This is a genomic window from Sphingomonas sp. 77B (genome assembly GCF_056497825.1).
In genome coordinates, this window is record NZ_JBWMBY010000001.1 from 3,224,073 (window position 1) to 3,241,868 (window position 17,796).

Genomic DNA, 17,796 nt, shown 5'->3' on the forward strand with positions numbered 1-17,796 from the left:
CTCCCGCCTGCGGGAGGGGAGAATGATAACGGGCTTAACCGCGAACCAACCCCGCCCAGGGCAAATCCGGCCCGGCGGGGACAATCCCGGTCGGGTTCAGCTCCAGATGGCTGGCATAATAATGCGTCTTGATGTGATCGAGATGCACCGTCTCCGCGACCGCCGGGATCGCCAGCATCCGCTCCAGCAGGCCCTCCAGCGCCGGATAATCCTGCACCCGCCGGACATTGCATTTGAAATGCCCGTGATAGACCGCGTCGAAGCGGACGAGCGTGGTGAACAATCGAATGTCGGCCTCGGTCATTCGGCCCCCGACCAGCCATTCACGGCCCGTCAGCCGTTCCTCCAGCGAATCCAGCTCGGCGAATAGCGGCCCGACCGCTTCGTCATAGGCTTGCTGACTCTTGGCGAAGCCGCATTTGTACACGCCGTTGTTCACCCGGTCATAGACGGGGCCGTTGACCGCATCGATCTCCTCACGAAGCTCGGCGGGATAGAAATCGCCCGGCCGTGCGCCGAGCCCGTCGAACGCGGTGTTGAACATGCGGATGATCTCCGCCGACTCATTGCTGATGATCGTGTCGCGCTGCTTGTCCCATAGCACCGGCACCGTGACCTTGCCGCTATAGCCATCGCGAGCCCGGGCATAGAGCTGCCACAGATAGTCCGAACCGTACAGCAAATCGCCGGTGCCGCCCCGCTCGGTGGCGAAAGTCCAGCCATTCTCGCGCATCAACGGATCGACCACCGACACATCGATCATGTCCTCCAGCCCTTTCAGCGCGCGGACGATCAGCGTGCGATGCGCCCAGGGGCAGGCATAGGAGACATAGAGGTGATAACGTCCCGGCTCGGCGCGGTGGCCGGTCTGGCCATCGGGGCCAGGGCCGCCATCCGCCGTCACCCAGTCGCGGAAACCGGAATCGGGGCGTTTGAAGCTGCCCTTCTCGTCTGACTTGAACAGCCCATCGGCGTGCCAGACGCCGTCCACCATATTGCCCATGCGTGTGTCTCCTTTTGGGGAGGGTACGCATGGGGCAGGGGAGCGATCCGCCAAGGTGCGTCATTGCGAGCGTGGCGAAGCAAACCAGTGTCCGGGCAAGACGCCCGGGATGGCTTCGCTACGCTCGCAATGACGGTCAGCGCCGCTTACCGTTGTGGCGGATATTCGCGGGCCGCCCGCGCCGCTTCAGCACCCGGCGCGGTTCGGGTGCCGCGCCCTTGCCGTCTGGCAGCTCGAAGCGCAGCGCCCCCGACACCGGATTCGCCTCGGCCAGGCGCAGCGGCAGGCGCTGGCCCAGCTTGTAGATTTCGCGGCTCTTCTCGCCGAGCAGTTGCTGCGAGCCTTCGTCATAATGGAAGTAATCGCCGCCCAGTTCGCGGATCGGCATCAGGCCGTCGCCGCCCACGCCGTCGACGGTCGCGAAGAAGCCGAAATTCGTCACGCCGGTGATCCGCGTCTCGACCACCTGCCCGACATGCTCCGACAGATAGGCCGCGACGTAACGATCGATCGTCTCGCGCTCCGCCTCCATCGCACGGCGTTCATATTGGCTGATCGAGGTGCCCAGCCGCTCCATTTCGTCGCCTTCGGGCAGCAACCCGCCATCGCCCAGCTTATAAGCCCCCACCAGCGCGCGGTGGACGACCAAGTCGGCATAGCGCCGGATCGGCGAGGTGAAATGCGCGTAGGAGCCGAGCGACAGGCCGAAATGCCCCTGGTTGACCGGCGCATAATAGGCCTGGGTCTGCGAACGCAGGATCTGCTCCATCACCTGCGGCTTGAAATCCGCATCGCCGATCTTGTCGATAATCCGGTTGAACGTCGCGGGGCGGATCACCTGGCCCATCGCAAAGGGGATGTCGAAGGTCTCGAGATAGTCCTTCAGCGCGACCAGCTTGGTGCGGCTGGGCACCTCATGGACGCGGTACATCACGGGGGCCTTCTTCGCCTCCAGCGCCTTGGCGGCGGCGACATTGGCGGCGATCATGTAATCCTCGATCAGCCGGTGCGCATCCAGCCGCGCGCGCGGCGCGACCGACAGGATGCGACCATTCTGGTCGAGCACCACCCGCCGCTCAAGGAGATCGAGATCGAGCGGCTCGCGATCGTCGCGCGCCTTGGCCAGTGCCGCCCAACAGTCCCAGAGCGGGCGCAGCGCCGTCTCGGTCAGCGGATGCGACAGTTCCCCGTCGATCGCAGCCTGCGCATCTTCGTACGCGATGTTCGCCGCCAGCCGGACGACCGCGCGGGTGAAGCGGAAGCCCTTGAGCTTGCCGTCCTTCGTCACCTGAAGATGACAGGCGAGCGCGGCGCGGTCCTCGCCCTGTTTCAGTGAACAGACATCGGCCGACAGGATCTCGGGCAGCATCGGCACGACCCGGTCGGGGAAATAGACCGAATTGCCCCGCCGCCGCGCATCCTTGTCGATCGCCGAGCCGGGGCGCACATAGAAGCTGACATCCGCGATCGCGACGATGGCGCGCCAGCCTTCTGGATTGGCGGGATCGTCATCGGGCGCGGCCCAGACCGCATCGTCATGGTCGCGCGCATCGACCGGGTCGATCGCGACGATCGGCAGGTCGCGCAGGTCTTCGCGGTCGTCGCCCAGCGGCTGGCGCGCGACTCGCTCGGCCTCCTCCAGCGTTTCGGGCTGGAAGCGGTCGGGGATTTCGAACTTGTGGATCGCGATCAGCGAGAAGCTGCGCGGGGCGAAGGGATCGCCCAGCCGCTCGACCACCATCGCGGTGATGCGCGGCGGGCGGCCCGCCTTTTCGGCCAGCACCAGGTCGCCCGCTTCCGCGCCGCCGGTGTCCGAAACCATCATCTCGCGCCGGTCCTTCTTGTCGACGCTCGTCAGCCAGAAACGCCCCGCTTCCTCGCGCAGCACGCCCAGCACCTGTTCGGAGGCGGGGGCGATCGTCTTCATGACATGCGCGATCCAGCCGCCACCGGCTTCCTCGGTACGCGCCAGCACCCGCTGACCGATGCCGAGGCTACCACGCTTGCGCTCGCGGATGCGCAGGCGAGGGATGGGGACGCCGTCGGCCTCCCAACGCTCGGGCTGGCCCCAGACATTGCCGCCGTCATCGACATCGACGACGCGCAGCACCGTCACCTTGGGCAGTCCACCCATCTTGTGAAAGGCGCGGCCCGGCGCGCTGTCGATCAGCCCTTCATCGGCCATGTCCTTGAGCAGCGCCTTCAGCCCGATCTTCTCCTGCGCGGAGAGGCCGAAAGCGCGTGCGATCTCACGCTTGCCAGCGGGCTGGTCGGACTGTTCGATGAAGGCGAGGATTTGCTCACGGGTCGGCAGACCCGGCTGGGGTTTTTTCATGAGGTGGAGATAGGGGGTAGGGGAGGCTGCGTCACCCCCGAAGCTGATCCTCCCCGGCACGGGGAGGGGGACCATGCGCAGCATGGTGGAGGGGGCTTTCCACGCAGCGAGGCATTTGCGGCGATCCCCCTCCACCAGCTTCGCTGGTCCCCCTCCCCTTGCAGGGGAGGAATAGTCGGGTCATGATCCAATGTAATACCAGTACCGCGTAGCAGGACGGCAGGACATGATGACTCTCTGGGCTTCGGCCGCGATTCTGGCGGCGGCACCGGCCGCGCAGGCCGATCTGGATCGGTTGGCGGCGACGCTCGGCTATCGCTACACCATCCTGACCAACCGCCCGGCGTCCTGCCCGACCGGCGTGCCCCGCTGTTTCGAGGCGGATATCGCCATCGCCGTGCCCGACGGCGCGCTCAGCCTGCCGGTCGAAATCCGCTACAGTCTGGTCAATCCGGTGCTGAAGGTCGACAGCGATACATTCGATAATCGCACGATCAACGGCGACCTGAACGTCCTGACGCTGAAGCCGGACCAGCGGTTGACGCCGGGCCGGACCTATCATGTGAAGGTGACCGGGCTGGGCGCATTCTTTTCGCGCAACCACATGATGCCCAATGCGATGCTGGCCGCGCCGGGGCTGGTTCCGCGGGTGATCGCCGCGACCCGAACCGGGACCGATGCCGCGACCGGGCTGGAAACCTTGCCCTTCGTCGCGCCGATGACCGACGAGGCCGCGCTGGCCCGTAGTGCGCCCGACGACCAGACGCTGTGGCGCACGCCCGAGCGGGCCTTCGCGCTCTATGCCGAACGGGGGGCGGCGACGCCGGTCGATGTCGCGATCCTGCCCCGGCCGATGACGGTCACGCGCCCCGCCGGTGCCCCGGTCGATCTGTCGAAGGGGCTGCGCGCCTCGGTGGAGGGCTTCACCCGCACCGCGATCGCGCCTGCGCTGGCCGCGCTGCCGATCGGTACGGTGCCGCTGATTATCCGCAGACAGGCGGGGATCGCGCCGGAGGGCTATCGCCTGACCATCGGCCGGGGTGGCGTGACGATCGCGGCGGCGGATGCGGCGGGGGCGTCCTATGCCCTGCGCTCGCTGGCGCAACAGATGGCGGCGGAGGGGACGACGCTTCGCCCGCTGACCGTCGAGGATGCGCCGCGCTACGGCTTTCGCGGGCTGCATATCGACCTGGCACGCAACTTCCACAGCAAGGCCGAAATCCTGAAGCTGATCGAGCAGATGGCGGCGTACAAGCTCAACACGCTGCACCTGCATCTGGGCGATGACGAGGGCTGGCGGTTGCAGATCGCCGCGCTGCCCGAACTGACCGAGGTGGGGGCTTATCGCTGCGCCGACCTGACCGAGAAGACCTGTCTGTCGCCGCAACTCGGGGCGGACCCGGCGCGGGAGGCCGCCACCAACGGCTATCTGACCGCCGCCGACTATTCCGACATCCTGCGCGCCGCGAAAACGCGGCAGATCGACGTCATCCCCTCGTTCGACATGCCGGGCCATTCGCGCGCGGCGATCCGGTCGATGGAGGTGCGGTACAACCGGCTGATGGCGAAGGGCGACCGCGCCGGGGCCGAGCGTTTCCGGCTGGTCGAGCCGGGCGACACCACCCGTTATTCCAGCGTCCAGCATTATGACGACAACACGCTGAACGTCTGTATCGACAGCACCTATCGGTTCATCGACACGGTGATCGACGCCATCGCCGCGCTGCACAAGGCGGCGGGGGTGCCGCTGACCACCTATCATATCGGCGCGGACGAGACGGCGGGGGCCTGGGTCCAGTCGCCCGCCTGCAAGGTGATGATGGGCAAGACGGGCCTGCAGCCCAAGCAGTTGGGGGCCTATTTCATCGAGCGGATCGCCGCCGACCTGGCCAAGCGCGGCATCGCGGTCGCGGGGTGGAGCGACGGGCTGGGCCACACCGATCCCGCCAAGATGCCCGCAAAGGTCCAGACCAATATCTGGAGCAACCTGCACGCGGGCGGCGTCGCCGAGGCGCATGAGCAGGCCAATCGCGGGTGGAAGACGGTGCTGTCCATCCCCGATCTCAGCTATTTCGACATGCCCTATGCCGCCGATCCGAACGAGACCGGCTATGACTGGGCGTCGCGCGGGGTGGACAGTTTCCAGGTGTTCGGCTTCATGCCGGGCAATCTGGCCGCGAACGCCGCGCTGATCCCCAATATCCTCGCCCAGCCCAAGGCGATCGCCGACACCGTGCCGCTCCAGCCGGGTCGCAGCATCGCCGGGATCCAGGCCCAGTTGTGGAGCGAGACGGTGCGCCGCGACAGCCAGGTCGATTACATGCTGTTCCCGCGTCTGCTGGCGCTGGCCGAGCGGGCGTGGCGCAAGCCCGACTGGGAACCCGCCTATGTCGCGGGCACGGCCTATCAACCGAACGACCCGCGCGTGGACCGCGCCAAGCTGCTCGCTGGCTGGCAGGATTTCGCCGGGCGGATGGGCGTGCAGATGCGGCTGCTCGACCGGGCGGGCGTGACCTATCGCCTGGCCCCGCCGGGGGCGCGGATCACCGACGGGCGGCTGGAGGCCAATGCCGAGTTTGCCGGCACGCCGATCGAGTATCGAACCGGCGGCACCGCCTGGACGCGCTATACCGGCCCGGTCGCGGTGACGGGGGCGGTCGAGCTTCGTACCCGCACCCCCGATGGCCGCCGCGCCAGCCGAACGGTTACGGTCGCGCCGTAACCGCGATCAGCCCCGGCGCCTCGGCGATGAAGGTATCGAGCACGCCGTCCGCCAGCTTGACCGGCCCGCCGAACCGGGTCGCGCCGGGGATAGTGGGCACGGCGGCGGCGGCGGCCGCGATCCGCTTGGCGTCGGCGAAATAGCGCGTCGCGGGGTGACCGCGATCGGCGGCTTCAAGCCCGGTGGCGGTCTGTTGCAGCGCGCGGCCCCAGAGCTGCATCGCCTCCAGCCAGGGGGCGGCCTGTTCGGCGAAACCCGCATCGACCACGCCCGCGCGGATCGTATCCGGCGCGGCGGCCAGCGCATCGGCCTTGGCGTGCAGTTCGGCCAGCGCCGCGCGGCGTTCCTCCGCATCGCCGTTCGCCAGCGCCTCGCGAACATGGTCGAGCAGCGCCTTCAGCCGGGGCGCCTGTTCCTGCCAGGGCTGGCTGCCGAAGGTCGGGGCGAGATGCTCGGCATCGAACAGCTCCAGCAGCGCGGCGGTGGCGTTGGGCTCGCCCCCCGCCAGTTCGCGCGCGGCATAATGCCAGGTGCGGTCGGCGTCATAGCCCTTGTCGTTCCAGCCGAACGCCAGCACGCCCGTCACCGCGACCCGGCTGGGCGCTTCCTGGTTCATCGGGTTGGACAGGATGCCGGTCAGCTCCGACGACAGCCCCGCCTCGCGCTTGGCATAGGGCGCGAGCAGCAGCCGACCGGCCGAGCTGGCATAGTCGTTGACCGGATAATTGTCCCAGAGCAGCGTCTTGCGCCCGAACGCCTTGGTCGCGGCCTTGGCATCGGGGACCGAGATGGCAGGCGGCACGACGTCAGTGCCGGTCCATTGCACGACGATGCGCGGATTGAGGTTGGCGCGGAGAGCCGCCTTGTAGGGGCTTTCCTTGGCGTCATAATATTCGGTCGGCACCATGATGAGCGGACGCGAGGCGGGGTCCTGCTTGAGCAGGTCGGCCTGCACGGCGTTCAGCAGCTTGGATTGGGCGACACCGGCCGCCTGCGCGCCCGAGGGACCGAAGGCGGCCTTGTCCGCCTCGCAATTCCACTTTTGATATTCGATATCGTCCAGCGCGACATAGAAGCTGTGCACGCCGATCCCGCGCAGCGCGGCGAACTTGCGCAGCAACGCCTGCTCGTCCGCCGGGTCGGAGAAGCAGATGCTCGGTCCCGGTGAGATGGCATAGACGAAATCGACGTGATTGGCCTTCGCGCGGGCGGCGAGCGTGCCCAGCGCGCTCAGCGTCGCGGCGGGATAGGGATCGCGCCACTTGTCGCGGGCGAACGGATCGTCCTTGGGGCTGTAGACATAGGTATTGGCCTTCATCCGGCCAAGGAAGTCCAGATGGTTGGTCCGGTCGGTCATCGACCAGGGCTTGCCGTAGAACCCCTCGATCGTGCCGCGGATCGGCATGGCGGGGTGATCGCGGATGGTCAGCGCGGGGATCGTCTCGCGGGTCAGCAGCTGGCGGAAGCTCTGGGCGGCGTGGAACAGCCCGTCCGCGTCATGCCCCGCCAGCGTGATGAGGCCGCCGCTGCCCGAGGCAAGGCTGGTCAGCGTATAGCCTTCGCGCGCCTCTTCGCGGCTGGCATTGCTCCGCGACAGGGCCTCGCGGACCAAGGTCGCGCTGTCCGGGCCGATCACGATGGTCGGGCGGTCGAGCGCTGCGGGCAGGCGCCTGGCCGTAGTAATGTCGGTGACACCGGCCTGAGTCAGCAGGTCGCGGACCAGCGTGGCGGTTTCCGGCTCGGTCCCGGGCGCGACGATCAGCGTGACGGCGCGACCCAGCGTCACCGTGCCGTCGCCCAGCGTCATCGTGGCGGGAGCGGGGAAGATCGCAGGCAGGGTGGCGGGGCTGGCATGTGCCGCCGGGGTCAGCGTCGCCAGCGCGATCGCCGCCAAGGCCGCACCCATTGCTCTGTTTGCCGCCCGCATCATCCTCAATCTCCGGTATTGAACTGGTATTGTCGGAGGGTAGGGGAGTGGGGGGCGGGCTGCAAGCGGGATTGCGGGATGGGGTCATGGGCGGTTTGTCAGGCGGTAGGGCAGAGGGTAGAGCGTGGCCTTCGACTTCGCTCAGGCTGAACGGATGTTGGGGTGCAAACCATTCCCTCGCTCCGTTCAGCCTGAGCGAAGTCGAAGGCCAAGGGAAGCTCTCGCCGAACTGGTACTAAACCGGCAATATCAGTCGTGAAATTGCAGGCTCGCCAATCGCGCATAGAGCCCGCCGCCCGCGATCAGCTGGGCATGACGCCCCTGTTCGACGATCCGGCCGCCATCCATCACCACGATCCGCTCCGCCGCGCGCACCGTCGCCAGCCGGTGGGCGATGACCAGCGTCGTGCGGTTCGCCATCAGCCGTTCCAGCGCCTGTTGCACCAGCTGCTCGCTCTCGGCGTCGAGCGCGCTCGTCGCCTCGTCCAGCAACAGGATCGGCGCATCGCGCAGCAGCGCACGGGCGATGGTGATCCGCTGTCGCTGTCCACCCGACAGTCGCGCACCGCCCTCGCCCAGGAAGGTATCCAGCCCCTGCGGCAGCGCGCGGAGAAACTCGGCGGCATTGGCGGCCTCGGCGGCGGCCCAGAGTTCGTCGTCGCTCGCCTCCCACCGGCCATAGCGCAGATTGTCGCGGGCCGAGGCGCCGAAGATCACCGTCTCCTGCGGCACCATCGCGATGCGCGCGCGGATCGCCGCCGGATCGGCATCGCGCAACGACACGCCGTCGAGCGAGATGTTGCCGCTCTGCGGGTCATAGAAACGCTCGGCCAGCTGGAACAAGGTCGACTTGCCCGCGCCCGAAGGCCCGACCACCGCGACCGTCTCGCCGGGGCGGATGTCGAGCGAGAAGTCGTTGAGCGCCGCGACCTCGGGCCGGGTCGGATAATGGAACACGACATTGTCGAACCGCAGTGCGCCCATCGGGATGACCGGCAGAACGGCCGGGGCAGGGGGCGGTGCGATCTCGGGCTCCTCGGCCAGCAGTTCGGCCAGCCGCTGCGCCGCGCCCGATGCGCGCAAGATGTCCCCCCACACCTCGGTCAACGCCTGGAACGAGCCCGCGACCAGCATGCCCGTCACCACGAACGCGGTCAGCGACCCGCCCGACAGCCGTCCGCTGGCGACATCGGCGACCGCTTCCCAGAGGAGCAGCGTCAGCCCGCCGAAGAACAGCCCGATCACCATCGCGGTCATGATCGCGCGCAGCAGGAAACGCTTGCGCGAGGTGGTGAAACCGTTGCTGACCGCCAGTTCGAACCGCTCGGCCTCGCGGCGTTCCTGGCCGAACGCCTGCACGACCTTCATCGCGCCCAGCGTCTCCACGGCGGTCGCGCCGATCTCGGCCAACTTGTCCTGGCTGTCGCGCGAATAGCTGCGCACGCGTCTGCCCAGCAACACGATCGGCAGCACGATCAGCGGGATACAGACCAGCAGCGAGAGGGTCAGCTTGGGCGAGAGCGCGAACAGATAGATGGTCCCGCCGATCCCGATCACCACATTGCGCAGCGCGATCGAGACGGTGGAGCCGACGACCTGCTCGATGATCGCGGTGTCGGCGGTCAACCGGCTCGCGATCTCGGACGGGCGGTTTTCCTCGAAATAGCGCGGAGCCAGGCGCAGCAGATTGGCTTGCACCGCGATGCGGATGTCGGCGACCGTGCGCTCGCCCAGCCAGGACACGAAATAGAAGCGGAACGCGGTGGCGATCGCCAGCACCACGACGACGGCCAGCAGACCCTGGAAATAGGGTGCGATATTTCCGGTATCGGCGACGTTGCCGAAGCCGTGGTCGATTACCTTCTGAAAGGTGCGCGGGATGAACAGCGTGGCCAGCGCCGCAACCGCCAGCGACACGGCGGCGGCGGCCAGATGCGCCGGATAGCGCAGCGTATAGCGCCAGACCATCTTGAGGTTGCTCAGGCGGCGGCTGGCCGGGACGGGGGGCTCGGCGGATTTGCGGGACGCGGCGGATCTGGCCATGATGCTCGCGGGCCTAGCAGCGTGCGCGCACGGGCTCAACGGCGGGCGATGGCCGGAACGCATCGTTTGGGCGCTTTGGTGCGTTCGAACCGTGTAAAGAAGATCATGAGCCTGTCATGGGTTCGGCACTATGACCGATCGGCCATATTCTGGTCATCATGCGCAAACGGTTTCGTGATAGACAGTTCGCAATCACGGCTCCGTCCGGCGGAGCGCAGGGGAATCGACGATGTTGTACGACGCCTATGAAATGCAGCGCTCGATGCTGGCGGGTGCCAGCGCGCTGGCCAATTTCGGCGCGGGGCTGCTTCAGAACCCGGCCAATCCCTTCGCCTATTTCGGCGGCGGTGCGATCATGGGATCGGCGCTGGAGGTCTTCGCCCACGCCTCGGCCCCGCGCGGCAAGCCCGCCTTCGGCCTGACCAAGACGGTCATCGACGGTCGCGAGGTGGTGGTCCATGAGGAGATCGTGCTGCGCAAGCCCTTCGGCCAATTGAAGCGCTTCCGCCGTGAGGGCGTGGAGGACAGCCCCAAGCTGCTGATCGTGGCGCCGATGTCGGGCCACTACGCCACGCTGCTGCGCGGCACGGTCGAGCGGATGCTGCCGACCTGCGAGGTGTACATCACCGACTGGCGCGACGCGAAGCTGGTGCCGCTGTCGGACGGGCGGTTCGATTTCGACGATTATGTCGACTACATCATCGACTTCCTGGCTGCAATTGGGCCGGGCGCGCACGCCCTCGCGGTGTGTCAGCCCTCCGTGCCCTGCTATGTCGCGGCCTGTGTGATGAGCGCGGACAAGCATCCCTGCACCCCGCGCACCCTGACCCTGATGGGCGGGCCGGTCGACACGCGCGAGGCACCAACCGCCGTCAACCTGCTGGCGACCGAACGGCCGCATGCCTGGTTCGAGCAGAATGCGATCGCGACCGTTCCAATGACCTATCCGGGCGCGGGGCGGCGGGTCTATCCGGGCTTTCTCCAGCTGGCCGGCTTCATGTCGATGAACCTGGGCAACCACATGATCTCGCACTGGGAGATGTTCAAGCATCTGGTCCAGGGTGACGGCGAAAGCGCCGATTCCACCAAGCGCTTCTATGACGAATATCGCGCGGTCTGCGACATGACGGCGGAGTTCTATCTCCAGACCGTCGAGCTGGTGTTCCAGCGCCATGCGCTGCCCAAGGGCGAGATGCTGCATCATGGCAAGCGCGTCGATCCGGGCGCGATCACCGATATCGGCCTGCTGGCGATCGAGGGCGAGCGCGACGACATCTCCGGCCTGGGCCAGACTCGCGCGGCGCTGACGCTGGCGACCAATTTGCCGGACGACAAGAAGCGCTATTACATGGCCGAGAAGGTCGGCCATTACGGCATCTTCAACGGCTCCAAATGGCGCGACCGCATCGCGCCGGTGGTCGAGGAGTGGATCAAGGCGAACGGGTGAGGGGGCTTCCTCCCCACCCTTCGCTCAGACTGAACTGAATTTGAGGCATAGTAAAACGCCCGGAAGCTTCTGGCCTCCGGGCGTTTCGCATTCCGGCGATCGCGATTTACGCGACCGAGCCGACCACCGCATGGCTGGACGCCTCGTCCGAGCGGATCGTGCCGCCGAACAGCATCTTTACCCGGCCCGACAGCGAGATGTCGGTTTCCCACAACTCGGCCGAGCTGATGTCGAAGCGCAGCAGCGTCAGATTCGGGTCGGACTTGCCCTGCGGGAACCAGGCCTCGACCTGATTGCTCCACAGCTTGTCAATCTGCGCGCGATCATTGTCTACCGAGACATGGCCCGCCAGGCACGCGAAGAAGTCGTGGCCCTTGCCCACGAACTGCGCCATCGCCTCGCCGCCCTTGGCGATGCGGTTGTCGCGGCCGGAGAAGAAGAACAGCGTGTTCGGCTGATCGTCGTCGATCTGCGCCGTCATCGGTTCGGAATGCTGGCCGTCGTTCAGGCCGATCATGACGAACGGGCTGCTCTTCAACTTGTCGAGGAACTTGGCGGCGATTTCCTGGGGGCTGTCATCGGCCATCGTGGCTCTCCTTTCAGGGGTTTGACGGGAGAACGATGCGGGGGCGGGGATGGTTGCGCCGGGAAAAACCACCAGAGGAAACTGATTCCAGCGTCGGCGAAGGGAGGGCGTGGCGACGTTGTTGTCGCCGTTCGTTAAAGGACCAATTGAATGACCATAGTTGCCGTCACGCAAATTCTGCGCCTGCTGATAGAGCTTGCGATGCTAGTCGTGAAGATCATGGAAATCAGCGGGCATTGAGTATCACGATTGGGGCTCGGTTAGCCGCCCGAGCTCCAAGGCTATGAGCCCCGGCCGTAGCAGCAGCCGGGGCTCCAGAAAGGCGGATGTTTGTCGCCTGTCTGTCTGATACCAAAAGGCTGGCCTCATTCCAATCGCGATCCGCCCCACATCGTATCAAACGATACCCAATCCCTATATTTCCCGCTAAGCGCTGGTCCATCACAGCATAGCCATGCGGCCCGCCAGCGCATCGTCGCGCGCCGGGCCGCCCGACCGGACGAAGACCTATGACCTCTGCCGTTACCGCCGACGCGCGCAAGACCATGAAATCGCTGTATCGCGCGCCTGAACCCGATGTCCTGAAGCCGCTGCTCGACCGCGCCGCCGCGACGCCGGAGATGCGCGAGCGGATCATGGGCCATGCCTCGGGGCTGCTCGCCGACCTGCGGGCGGCGCAGAATCGCGGCTGGGTGAACCAGTTCCTGCAGGAATATCGCCTCAATTCGTCCGAGGGCGTCGCGCTGCTCAGCCTTGCCGAGGCGTTCCTGCGTGTGCCCGATCCCGAGACCGCCGACCTGCTGATCGCCGACAAGCTGGGCGAGGCCGACTGGCGCGCGCATACCGGGCGGTCGGCGTCGAAGCTGGTCAACTCGGCCACCTGGGGCCTGGTTGTCGGCCGCGCGCTGGTGGGCGAGGGCGAAGCGGGGCCGCTCAAGCGCCTGCTGTCGCGCGCGGGCGAGCCGTTCGTGCGTCAGGCGGTCGGCGCCGCGATGCGGATGATGGGCGAGATCTTCGTGATGGGCCGCACCATCGAAGAAGCGATGCGCCGCATGAAGAAGCCCGAGAACAAGGGCTTCACCGCCAGCTTCGACATGCTGGGCGAGGCCGCCCGCACGCATGAGGATGCCGAGCGCTATTTCCAGGCCTATGTGAAGGCAATCGACGCGGTCGGCTCCGACCCGGCGGCGGGCCATTCGGTATCGGTGAAGTTGTCGGCGCTCCACCCGCGCTACGAACTGCCGCGCGCCTATGAGTGCGTGCCCGCGCTGACCGACATGCTGGAGCAGCTGGCACGGCAGGCGGCGGACAAGGGCATCGCGCTGACCGTCGATGCCGAAGAGTCCGAGCGGCTGGAGATGAGCCTCGACATCATCGGCGGGGTCGCGGCGCTCCCGGCGCTTAAAGGTTGGGACGGCTTCGGCATGGCGGTGCAGGCTTACGGCAAGCGCGCGCGCGCGGTCATCGCCTGGGCCAATGGCCTCGACCGGGTCATGAACGTCCGGCTGGTCAAGGGCGCCTATTGGGACAGCGAGATCAAGCGCACCCAGGTCGAGGGGCTGGCCGACTATCCGCTGTTCACCCGCAAGGCGGCGACCGACGTGTCCTATCTGGCGGTCGCCAAGGACATGCTGGCGGCCGAGAATATCCGCCCCGCCTTTGCCAGCCACAATGCGCTGACCGTCGCGACCATCCTGGAATGGGCGGGCAATTCCCACGACTTCGAGTTCCAGCGGCTGCACGGCATGGGCGACGGCCTGTACGAGCGGCTGGTGCGCGAGCATGGCCATAAGTGCCGCATCTATGCGCCGGTCGGCGGGCACCGCGACCTGCTGGCCTATCTGGTCCGCCGCTTGCTGGAGAATGGCGCGAACTCCAGCTTCGTGCACCAGCTCGCCGATGCGCGTCTGACCGAGGCGGAGATTCTCGCCGATCCGGTCGCCAAGATCGCCGCCGTCGGTGGTGCGCGTCACCCGAGCATCCCGCTCCCTATCGACCTGTTCACGCCGGGCCATCGCAACTCGACCGGCATCGACCTGAGCGATATCGCGACGCTCGACGCGACGGTGAAGGCCGTCAACACGCCTGCCGTGAAGCCGGTCGCTGCCACCGCCGATGTCGCTTTGCTGGTCGCGCGCGCCCATGCCGCCTTCCCTGCCTGGAACGCGACGCCGCTCGACACGCGTGCGAGCGTGCTGGAAAAGCTCGCCGATCTGCTGGAGCAGGACCGCGAGCGGCTGATGGCGATCCTCGTGCAGGAGGCGTTCAAGACCATTCCCGACGCGATCGGTGAGGTGCGCGAGGCGGCCGATTTCTGTCGTTACTATGCGCAACAGGCCCGCGCGCGGCTCGGTTCGGTCGAACTGCCCGGACCGACGGGCGAGCGCAACACGCTGCACCTCGAAGGGCGCGGCGTCTGGGCGACGGTCGCGCCGTGGAACTTCCCGCTGGCGATCTTCCTGGGCCAGACGGTGGCGGCGCTCGTCACCGGCAACACCGTCGTCGCCAAGCCCGCGCCGCAGACGCCCGCGATTGCGCAGGCCGCCGTCGAACTGGCGTACCGCGCGGGCGTTCCGCGCGACGCGCTGCTGCTCGCGGTCGGCGGGCCGGATGTCGGCCAGGCACTGACCGAGGATCACCGGATCGCGGGCGTCGCCTTCACCGGCTCGACCGCCACGGCCAAGCGGATCGCGCGGACGCTGGTCGCGGATGACGACCGCCCGATCGTGCCGCTGATCGCCGAGACCGGCGGGATCAACGCGATGATCGTCGACTCGACCGCGCTGCCCGAACAGGTGGTGGCGGACGTCATCACCTCGTCCTTCCGCTCAGCGGGGCAGCGTTGCTCGGCGCTGCGGCTGCTGCTGGTGCAGGCGGATGTCGCCGACAATGTCATCGCCATGCTGAAGGGTGCGATGGAGACTCTGGTGCTCGGCGCAACCGGCAATCCGGCGACCGATGTCGGCCCGGTCATCGACCAGGCGGCCTATGACAAGCTGATGGCCTATCGCGCCTCCATGGTGACGCAGACGATCAAGACGCTCGACGCGCCCGCCGACGGCCTGTTCGTGCCGCCGACGCTGATCCGGCTCGACCGCGTCGAGGACCTGACCCAGGAATGGTTCGGCCCGATCCTGCACGTCGCGACCTGGGAAGCGGGCACGCTGTCCGAGACGATCGCGAAGGTGAACGCCAAGGGTTACGGCCTGACCATGGGCCTGCACAGCCGCATCGCACGCGCGGGTGAAGTGATCGAGGCGGAAGCGGCGGTCGGCAACCTCTATATCAACCGCTCAATGATCGGCGCAGTCGTCGGCAGCCAGCCTTTCGGCGGCGAAGGCCTGTCGGGCACGGGCCCGAAGGCGGGCGGCCCGCATTACCTCTACCGCTTCTGCGCCGAGCGAGCCGTGTCGGTCGACACGACCTCGGCGGGCGGCAACGCCACGCTGTTGTCGCTGGACGAAGGCGGGATCTGATCGTTATTCCCCCCTCGTCCGCCATGGGAGGGCGGGCGAGGGGGGAATGATGAATTTGCGGAGAACGCGCGCCGTTGTAGTGGCGCTGATGCTGACGGTGGGATCTTGGTCGGGCGGTGCGCTGGCCGCCGATCCGACGCCCGCGTCGAACAGTGCCGAGGCGCAGTTGCGCGCCTTCGAGGATGGGCTGCACAAGCAGACGGGCGACGTCGTGATTGCTCCGGCCAAGGCGACGCTGCATCTGGGCGACCGCTATTATTTCCTGCCCGCCGAGGATGCCAAGAAGGTGCTGACCCAGGTCTGGGGCAACCCGGCCGACGCGGTCAGCGACGTGCTGGGCCTGGTGCTGCCCAAGGGAACGACGGCGTCGGACAATGTCTGGGGCGCGGTCGTGACCTATGAAGACACCGGCTATGTCAGCGACAAGGACGCAGCCGATCAGGATTACGACAAGGTCCTGTCCGATATGCGCGATGCCGCCAAGGAGCGGAACGAGGAGCGCAGGAAGCAGGGCTTTTCCGCCGTCCAGATCATCGGCTGGGCGCAGCCGCCCTCTTATGATGCGAAGGACCATTCGCTGGTCTGGGCACGCCAGTTGAAGTTCGACGGCAGCAAGGGGCCGGATTCGCTCAACTATGATGTGCGCCTGCTCGGGCGGCGCGGGGTGCTGAGCCTCAACATGGTGTCGGACATGACGCATCTGGCCGAGGTGCGCGCGGCGGCGGCCGAGTTCGGGCGGGCGGCCAGCTTCGATCGGGGCGAGACCTATGCCGATTACGACGCGTCGACCGACAAGACTGCCGAATATGGGCTTGCGGGGCTGGTCGCGGCGGGAGTCGGAGTGGCGGCGGCCAAGAAGCTGGGGCTGCTGGCGATCGTCCTGGGCTTCGGCAAGAAGTTCCTCGTCCTGATCGTGGCCGGGGGCATGGCCGTGATGCGCTGGGGCCGGAAGCTGTTCGGCCGCAAGGATACCGAGCCGGAGGCCGCGCCCGCGCCCGCCCATGCCGCCGAAGCCGAGCATGTGGCCGAGCGCGTCTCGGACGCGCCGGTCATGGCAAAGCCAGCCGAGGATCAGCCGCCAGTCGGCTGATGCACCTCGACCGGCTGGACCTGCGGATAGGGCATGACCAGCGTTCCGTCCGGTGCGGCGGTATAGGTGGTCTGGGTGGGGTAGGGGATGGAAATCCCTTCTTCGGCAAACCGCTTCATAAGCGTCACCAGCACCCGGTTGCGCGTGTCGTGCGCCGTCGGCCAGTCGTCGCCCGGCACGTCGAATTGCAGCACGAAGTCCAGGCTCGACGCGCCGAAACTCTCGAAGCTGGCGCGCGCGACCTTGCTGCCCTCGCCCTCGACGATCTCGGTCAGCATCTGCGGCACGCGGGCCAGAGTCTCGGGCGGGGTTTCATAGGCGACGCCGATGGTCAGCGACAGGCGGACATGATGGCGAACCGTCTGGTTCTGGATTTCCTTGTCGAGCAACTGGCGGTTGGAGATGATCCGCAACTCGCCAGAAAAGGCGCGGATGCGGGTGGATTTTAGGCCGATCGCCTCGATGATGCCGGTGGTATTGTCATAGGCGATCTTGTCGCCGCGCCGGAAAGGGCGGTCGAAGATGATCGCGAGCGCGGCGAACAGGTCGCCAAAAATTCCTTGCGCGGCCAGACCGATGGCGATGCCGCCGACGCCCAGACCGGCGACCAGGCCGGTGACGTTGACGCCTAGATTGTCGAGCACCACGACCAGCGCGACCGCGAACAGCACCGCCGTCACCAGCAGCCGGATCAGCCCCATCGCCGAGAGCAGTGCCTCGCCCGAATAATGTTCGGACTGGGTGCGATGCTCGATGGTGCCCAGGATCAGTTCACGCGCCCAGATCGCAGCCTGGAAGGCGCTGGCGATGGTGAAGAAGAACTTGATCGTCTTGGCCACTTCGCCCGGTGCACCGGCATAGCCCGCCACCAGTTGGGCCGCGAGTGTGACGATGAAGAACATGTTCGTGCGCGCAATGGCATGGCCGAGGACCGCGCCCCATCCGCCCGCGAAGCCGGGGCGGTTGCACAGGCGATCGCCGAGCTTGCGCACCCAGAGCAGCGCCAGCACGATGATCGCGCCGAAGCCGATCGCGATCAGGACCTTCAGCCAATAATGCTGTATCCACCAGGATGTCGCATTGACGATGCCGCCAACCTGGTCGGGGATGCGGGAGCCGTCGAAGATCGGCGCCTTGGGCGAGGAATTCGCCATGGGGACTCCTTGA

General features: G+C 67.0%; 10 protein-coding genes. 4 read left to right on the top strand and 6 right to left on the bottom strand.

What is annotated here, in order from left to right:
* Nucleotides 1–34: 34 nt before the first annotated feature.
* Together AC1GI4_RS15185 and rnr are read right to left on the bottom strand one after the other, a co-directional pair.
* Nucleotides 35–1,003 (bottom strand): glutathione S-transferase family protein, encoded by a 969-nt coding sequence (locus AC1GI4_RS15185; protein WP_479630054.1) that lies wholly within the window; start codon nt 1,001–1,003, stop codon nt 35–37.
* Nucleotides 1,004–1,139: 136 nt separating this feature from the next.
* The gene (gene rnr / locus AC1GI4_RS15190; RefSeq protein WP_479630055.1) at nt 1,140–3,338 is read right to left on the bottom strand and encodes a ribonuclease R; all 2,199 of its coding nucleotides are present in this window, start codon (nt 3,336–3,338) and stop codon (nt 1,140–1,142) included.
* Between the two features lie 226 nt (nt 3,339–3,564).
* On the opposite strand from rnr, the gene AC1GI4_RS15195 reads away from it, so the two are divergent.
* Nucleotides 3,565–6,060, top strand: coding sequence for a family 20 glycosylhydrolase (locus tag AC1GI4_RS15195; protein WP_479630056.1), 2,496 nt, complete (start codon nt 3,565–3,567; stop codon nt 6,058–6,060).
* Here the strand turns inward: AC1GI4_RS15195 and AC1GI4_RS15200 are convergent.
* Together AC1GI4_RS15200 and AC1GI4_RS15205 are read right to left on the bottom strand one after the other, a co-directional pair.
* Nucleotides 6,044–7,966, bottom strand: coding sequence for a beta-N-acetylglucosaminidase domain-containing protein (locus AC1GI4_RS15200; protein ID WP_479630057.1), 1,923 nt, complete (start codon nt 7,964–7,966; stop codon nt 6,044–6,046). The genes AC1GI4_RS15195 and AC1GI4_RS15200 overlap by 17 nt on opposite strands.
* Before the next feature lie 270 nt (nt 7,967–8,236).
* Entirely contained in the window at nt 8,237–10,030 is a 1,794-nt protein-coding gene (locus AC1GI4_RS15205; RefSeq protein WP_479630058.1) for an ABC transporter transmembrane domain-containing protein, read from the bottom strand.
* Between the two features lie 229 nt (nt 10,031–10,259).
* Between AC1GI4_RS15205 and AC1GI4_RS15210 the strand changes: the two genes are divergently transcribed.
* Nucleotides 10,260–11,477, top strand: coding sequence for a polyhydroxyalkanoate depolymerase (locus AC1GI4_RS15210; RefSeq protein ID WP_479630059.1), 1,218 nt, complete (start codon nt 10,260–10,262; stop codon nt 11,475–11,477).
* Nucleotides 11,478–11,583: 106 nt separating this feature from the next.
* Here the strand turns inward: AC1GI4_RS15210 and AC1GI4_RS15215 are convergent, their stop codons facing one another.
* The gene (locus AC1GI4_RS15215) at nt 11,584–12,063 is read right to left on the bottom strand and encodes a pyridoxamine 5'-phosphate oxidase family protein (RefSeq protein ID WP_294271957.1); all 480 of its coding nucleotides are present in this window, start codon (nt 12,061–12,063) and stop codon (nt 11,584–11,586) included.
* Nucleotides 12,064–12,608: 545 nt separating this feature from the next.
* Between AC1GI4_RS15215 and AC1GI4_RS15220 the strand changes: the two genes are divergently transcribed.
* The gene (locus AC1GI4_RS15220; RefSeq protein WP_479630431.1) at nt 12,609–15,539 is read left to right on the top strand and encodes an L-glutamate gamma-semialdehyde dehydrogenase; all 2,931 of its coding nucleotides are present in this window, start codon (nt 12,609–12,611) and stop codon (nt 15,537–15,539) included.
* A gap of 49 nt (nt 15,540–15,588) precedes the next feature.
* Nucleotides 15,589–16,629 carry a DUF2167 domain-containing protein gene (locus tag AC1GI4_RS15225; protein WP_479630060.1) on the top strand — a complete coding sequence of 347 codons (1,041 nt, stop codon included), beginning with the start codon at nt 15,589–15,591 and terminating at the stop codon, nt 16,627–16,629.
* Here AC1GI4_RS15225 and AC1GI4_RS15230 read toward each other — a convergent pair.
* Nucleotides 16,611–17,783 (bottom strand): mechanosensitive ion channel family protein, encoded by a 1,173-nt coding sequence (locus AC1GI4_RS15230; protein WP_479630061.1) that lies wholly within the window; start codon nt 17,781–17,783, stop codon nt 16,611–16,613. The genes AC1GI4_RS15225 and AC1GI4_RS15230 overlap by 19 nt on opposite strands.
* Nucleotides 17,784–17,796: the final 13 nt, after the last annotated feature.

Coding starts and splice junctions, on each gene's coding strand:
- AC1GI4_RS15220 (WP_479630431.1), top strand. CDS start 12,609: ATGAAATCGCTGTATCGCGCGCCTGAACCCGATGTCCTGAAGCCGCTG.
- AC1GI4_RS15230 (WP_479630061.1), bottom strand. CDS start 17,783: ATGGCGAATTCCTCGCCCAAGGCGCCGATCTTCGACGGCTCCCGCATC.
- AC1GI4_RS15195 (WP_479630056.1), top strand. CDS start 3,565: ATGATGACTCTCTGGGCTTCGGCCGCGATTCTGGCGGCGGCACCGGCC.
- AC1GI4_RS15210 (WP_479630059.1), top strand. CDS start 10,260: ATGTTGTACGACGCCTATGAAATGCAGCGCTCGATGCTGGCGGGTGCC.
- AC1GI4_RS15215 (WP_294271957.1), bottom strand. CDS start 12,063: ATGGCCGATGACAGCCCCCAGGAAATCGCCGCCAAGTTCCTCGACAAG.
- rnr (WP_479630055.1), bottom strand. CDS start 3,338: ATGAAAAAACCCCAGCCGGGTCTGCCGACCCGTGAGCAAATCCTCGCC.
- AC1GI4_RS15200 (WP_479630057.1), bottom strand. CDS start 7,966: ATGGGTGCGGCCTTGGCGGCGATCGCGCTGGCGACGCTGACCCCGGCG.
- AC1GI4_RS15185 (WP_479630054.1), bottom strand. CDS start 1,003: ATGGGCAATATGGTGGACGGCGTCTGGCACGCCGATGGGCTGTTCAAG.
- AC1GI4_RS15205 (WP_479630058.1), bottom strand. CDS start 10,030: ATGGCCAGATCCGCCGCGTCCCGCAAATCCGCCGAGCCCCCCGTCCCG.
- AC1GI4_RS15225 (WP_479630060.1), top strand. CDS start 15,589: ATGAATTTGCGGAGAACGCGCGCCGTTGTAGTGGCGCTGATGCTGACG.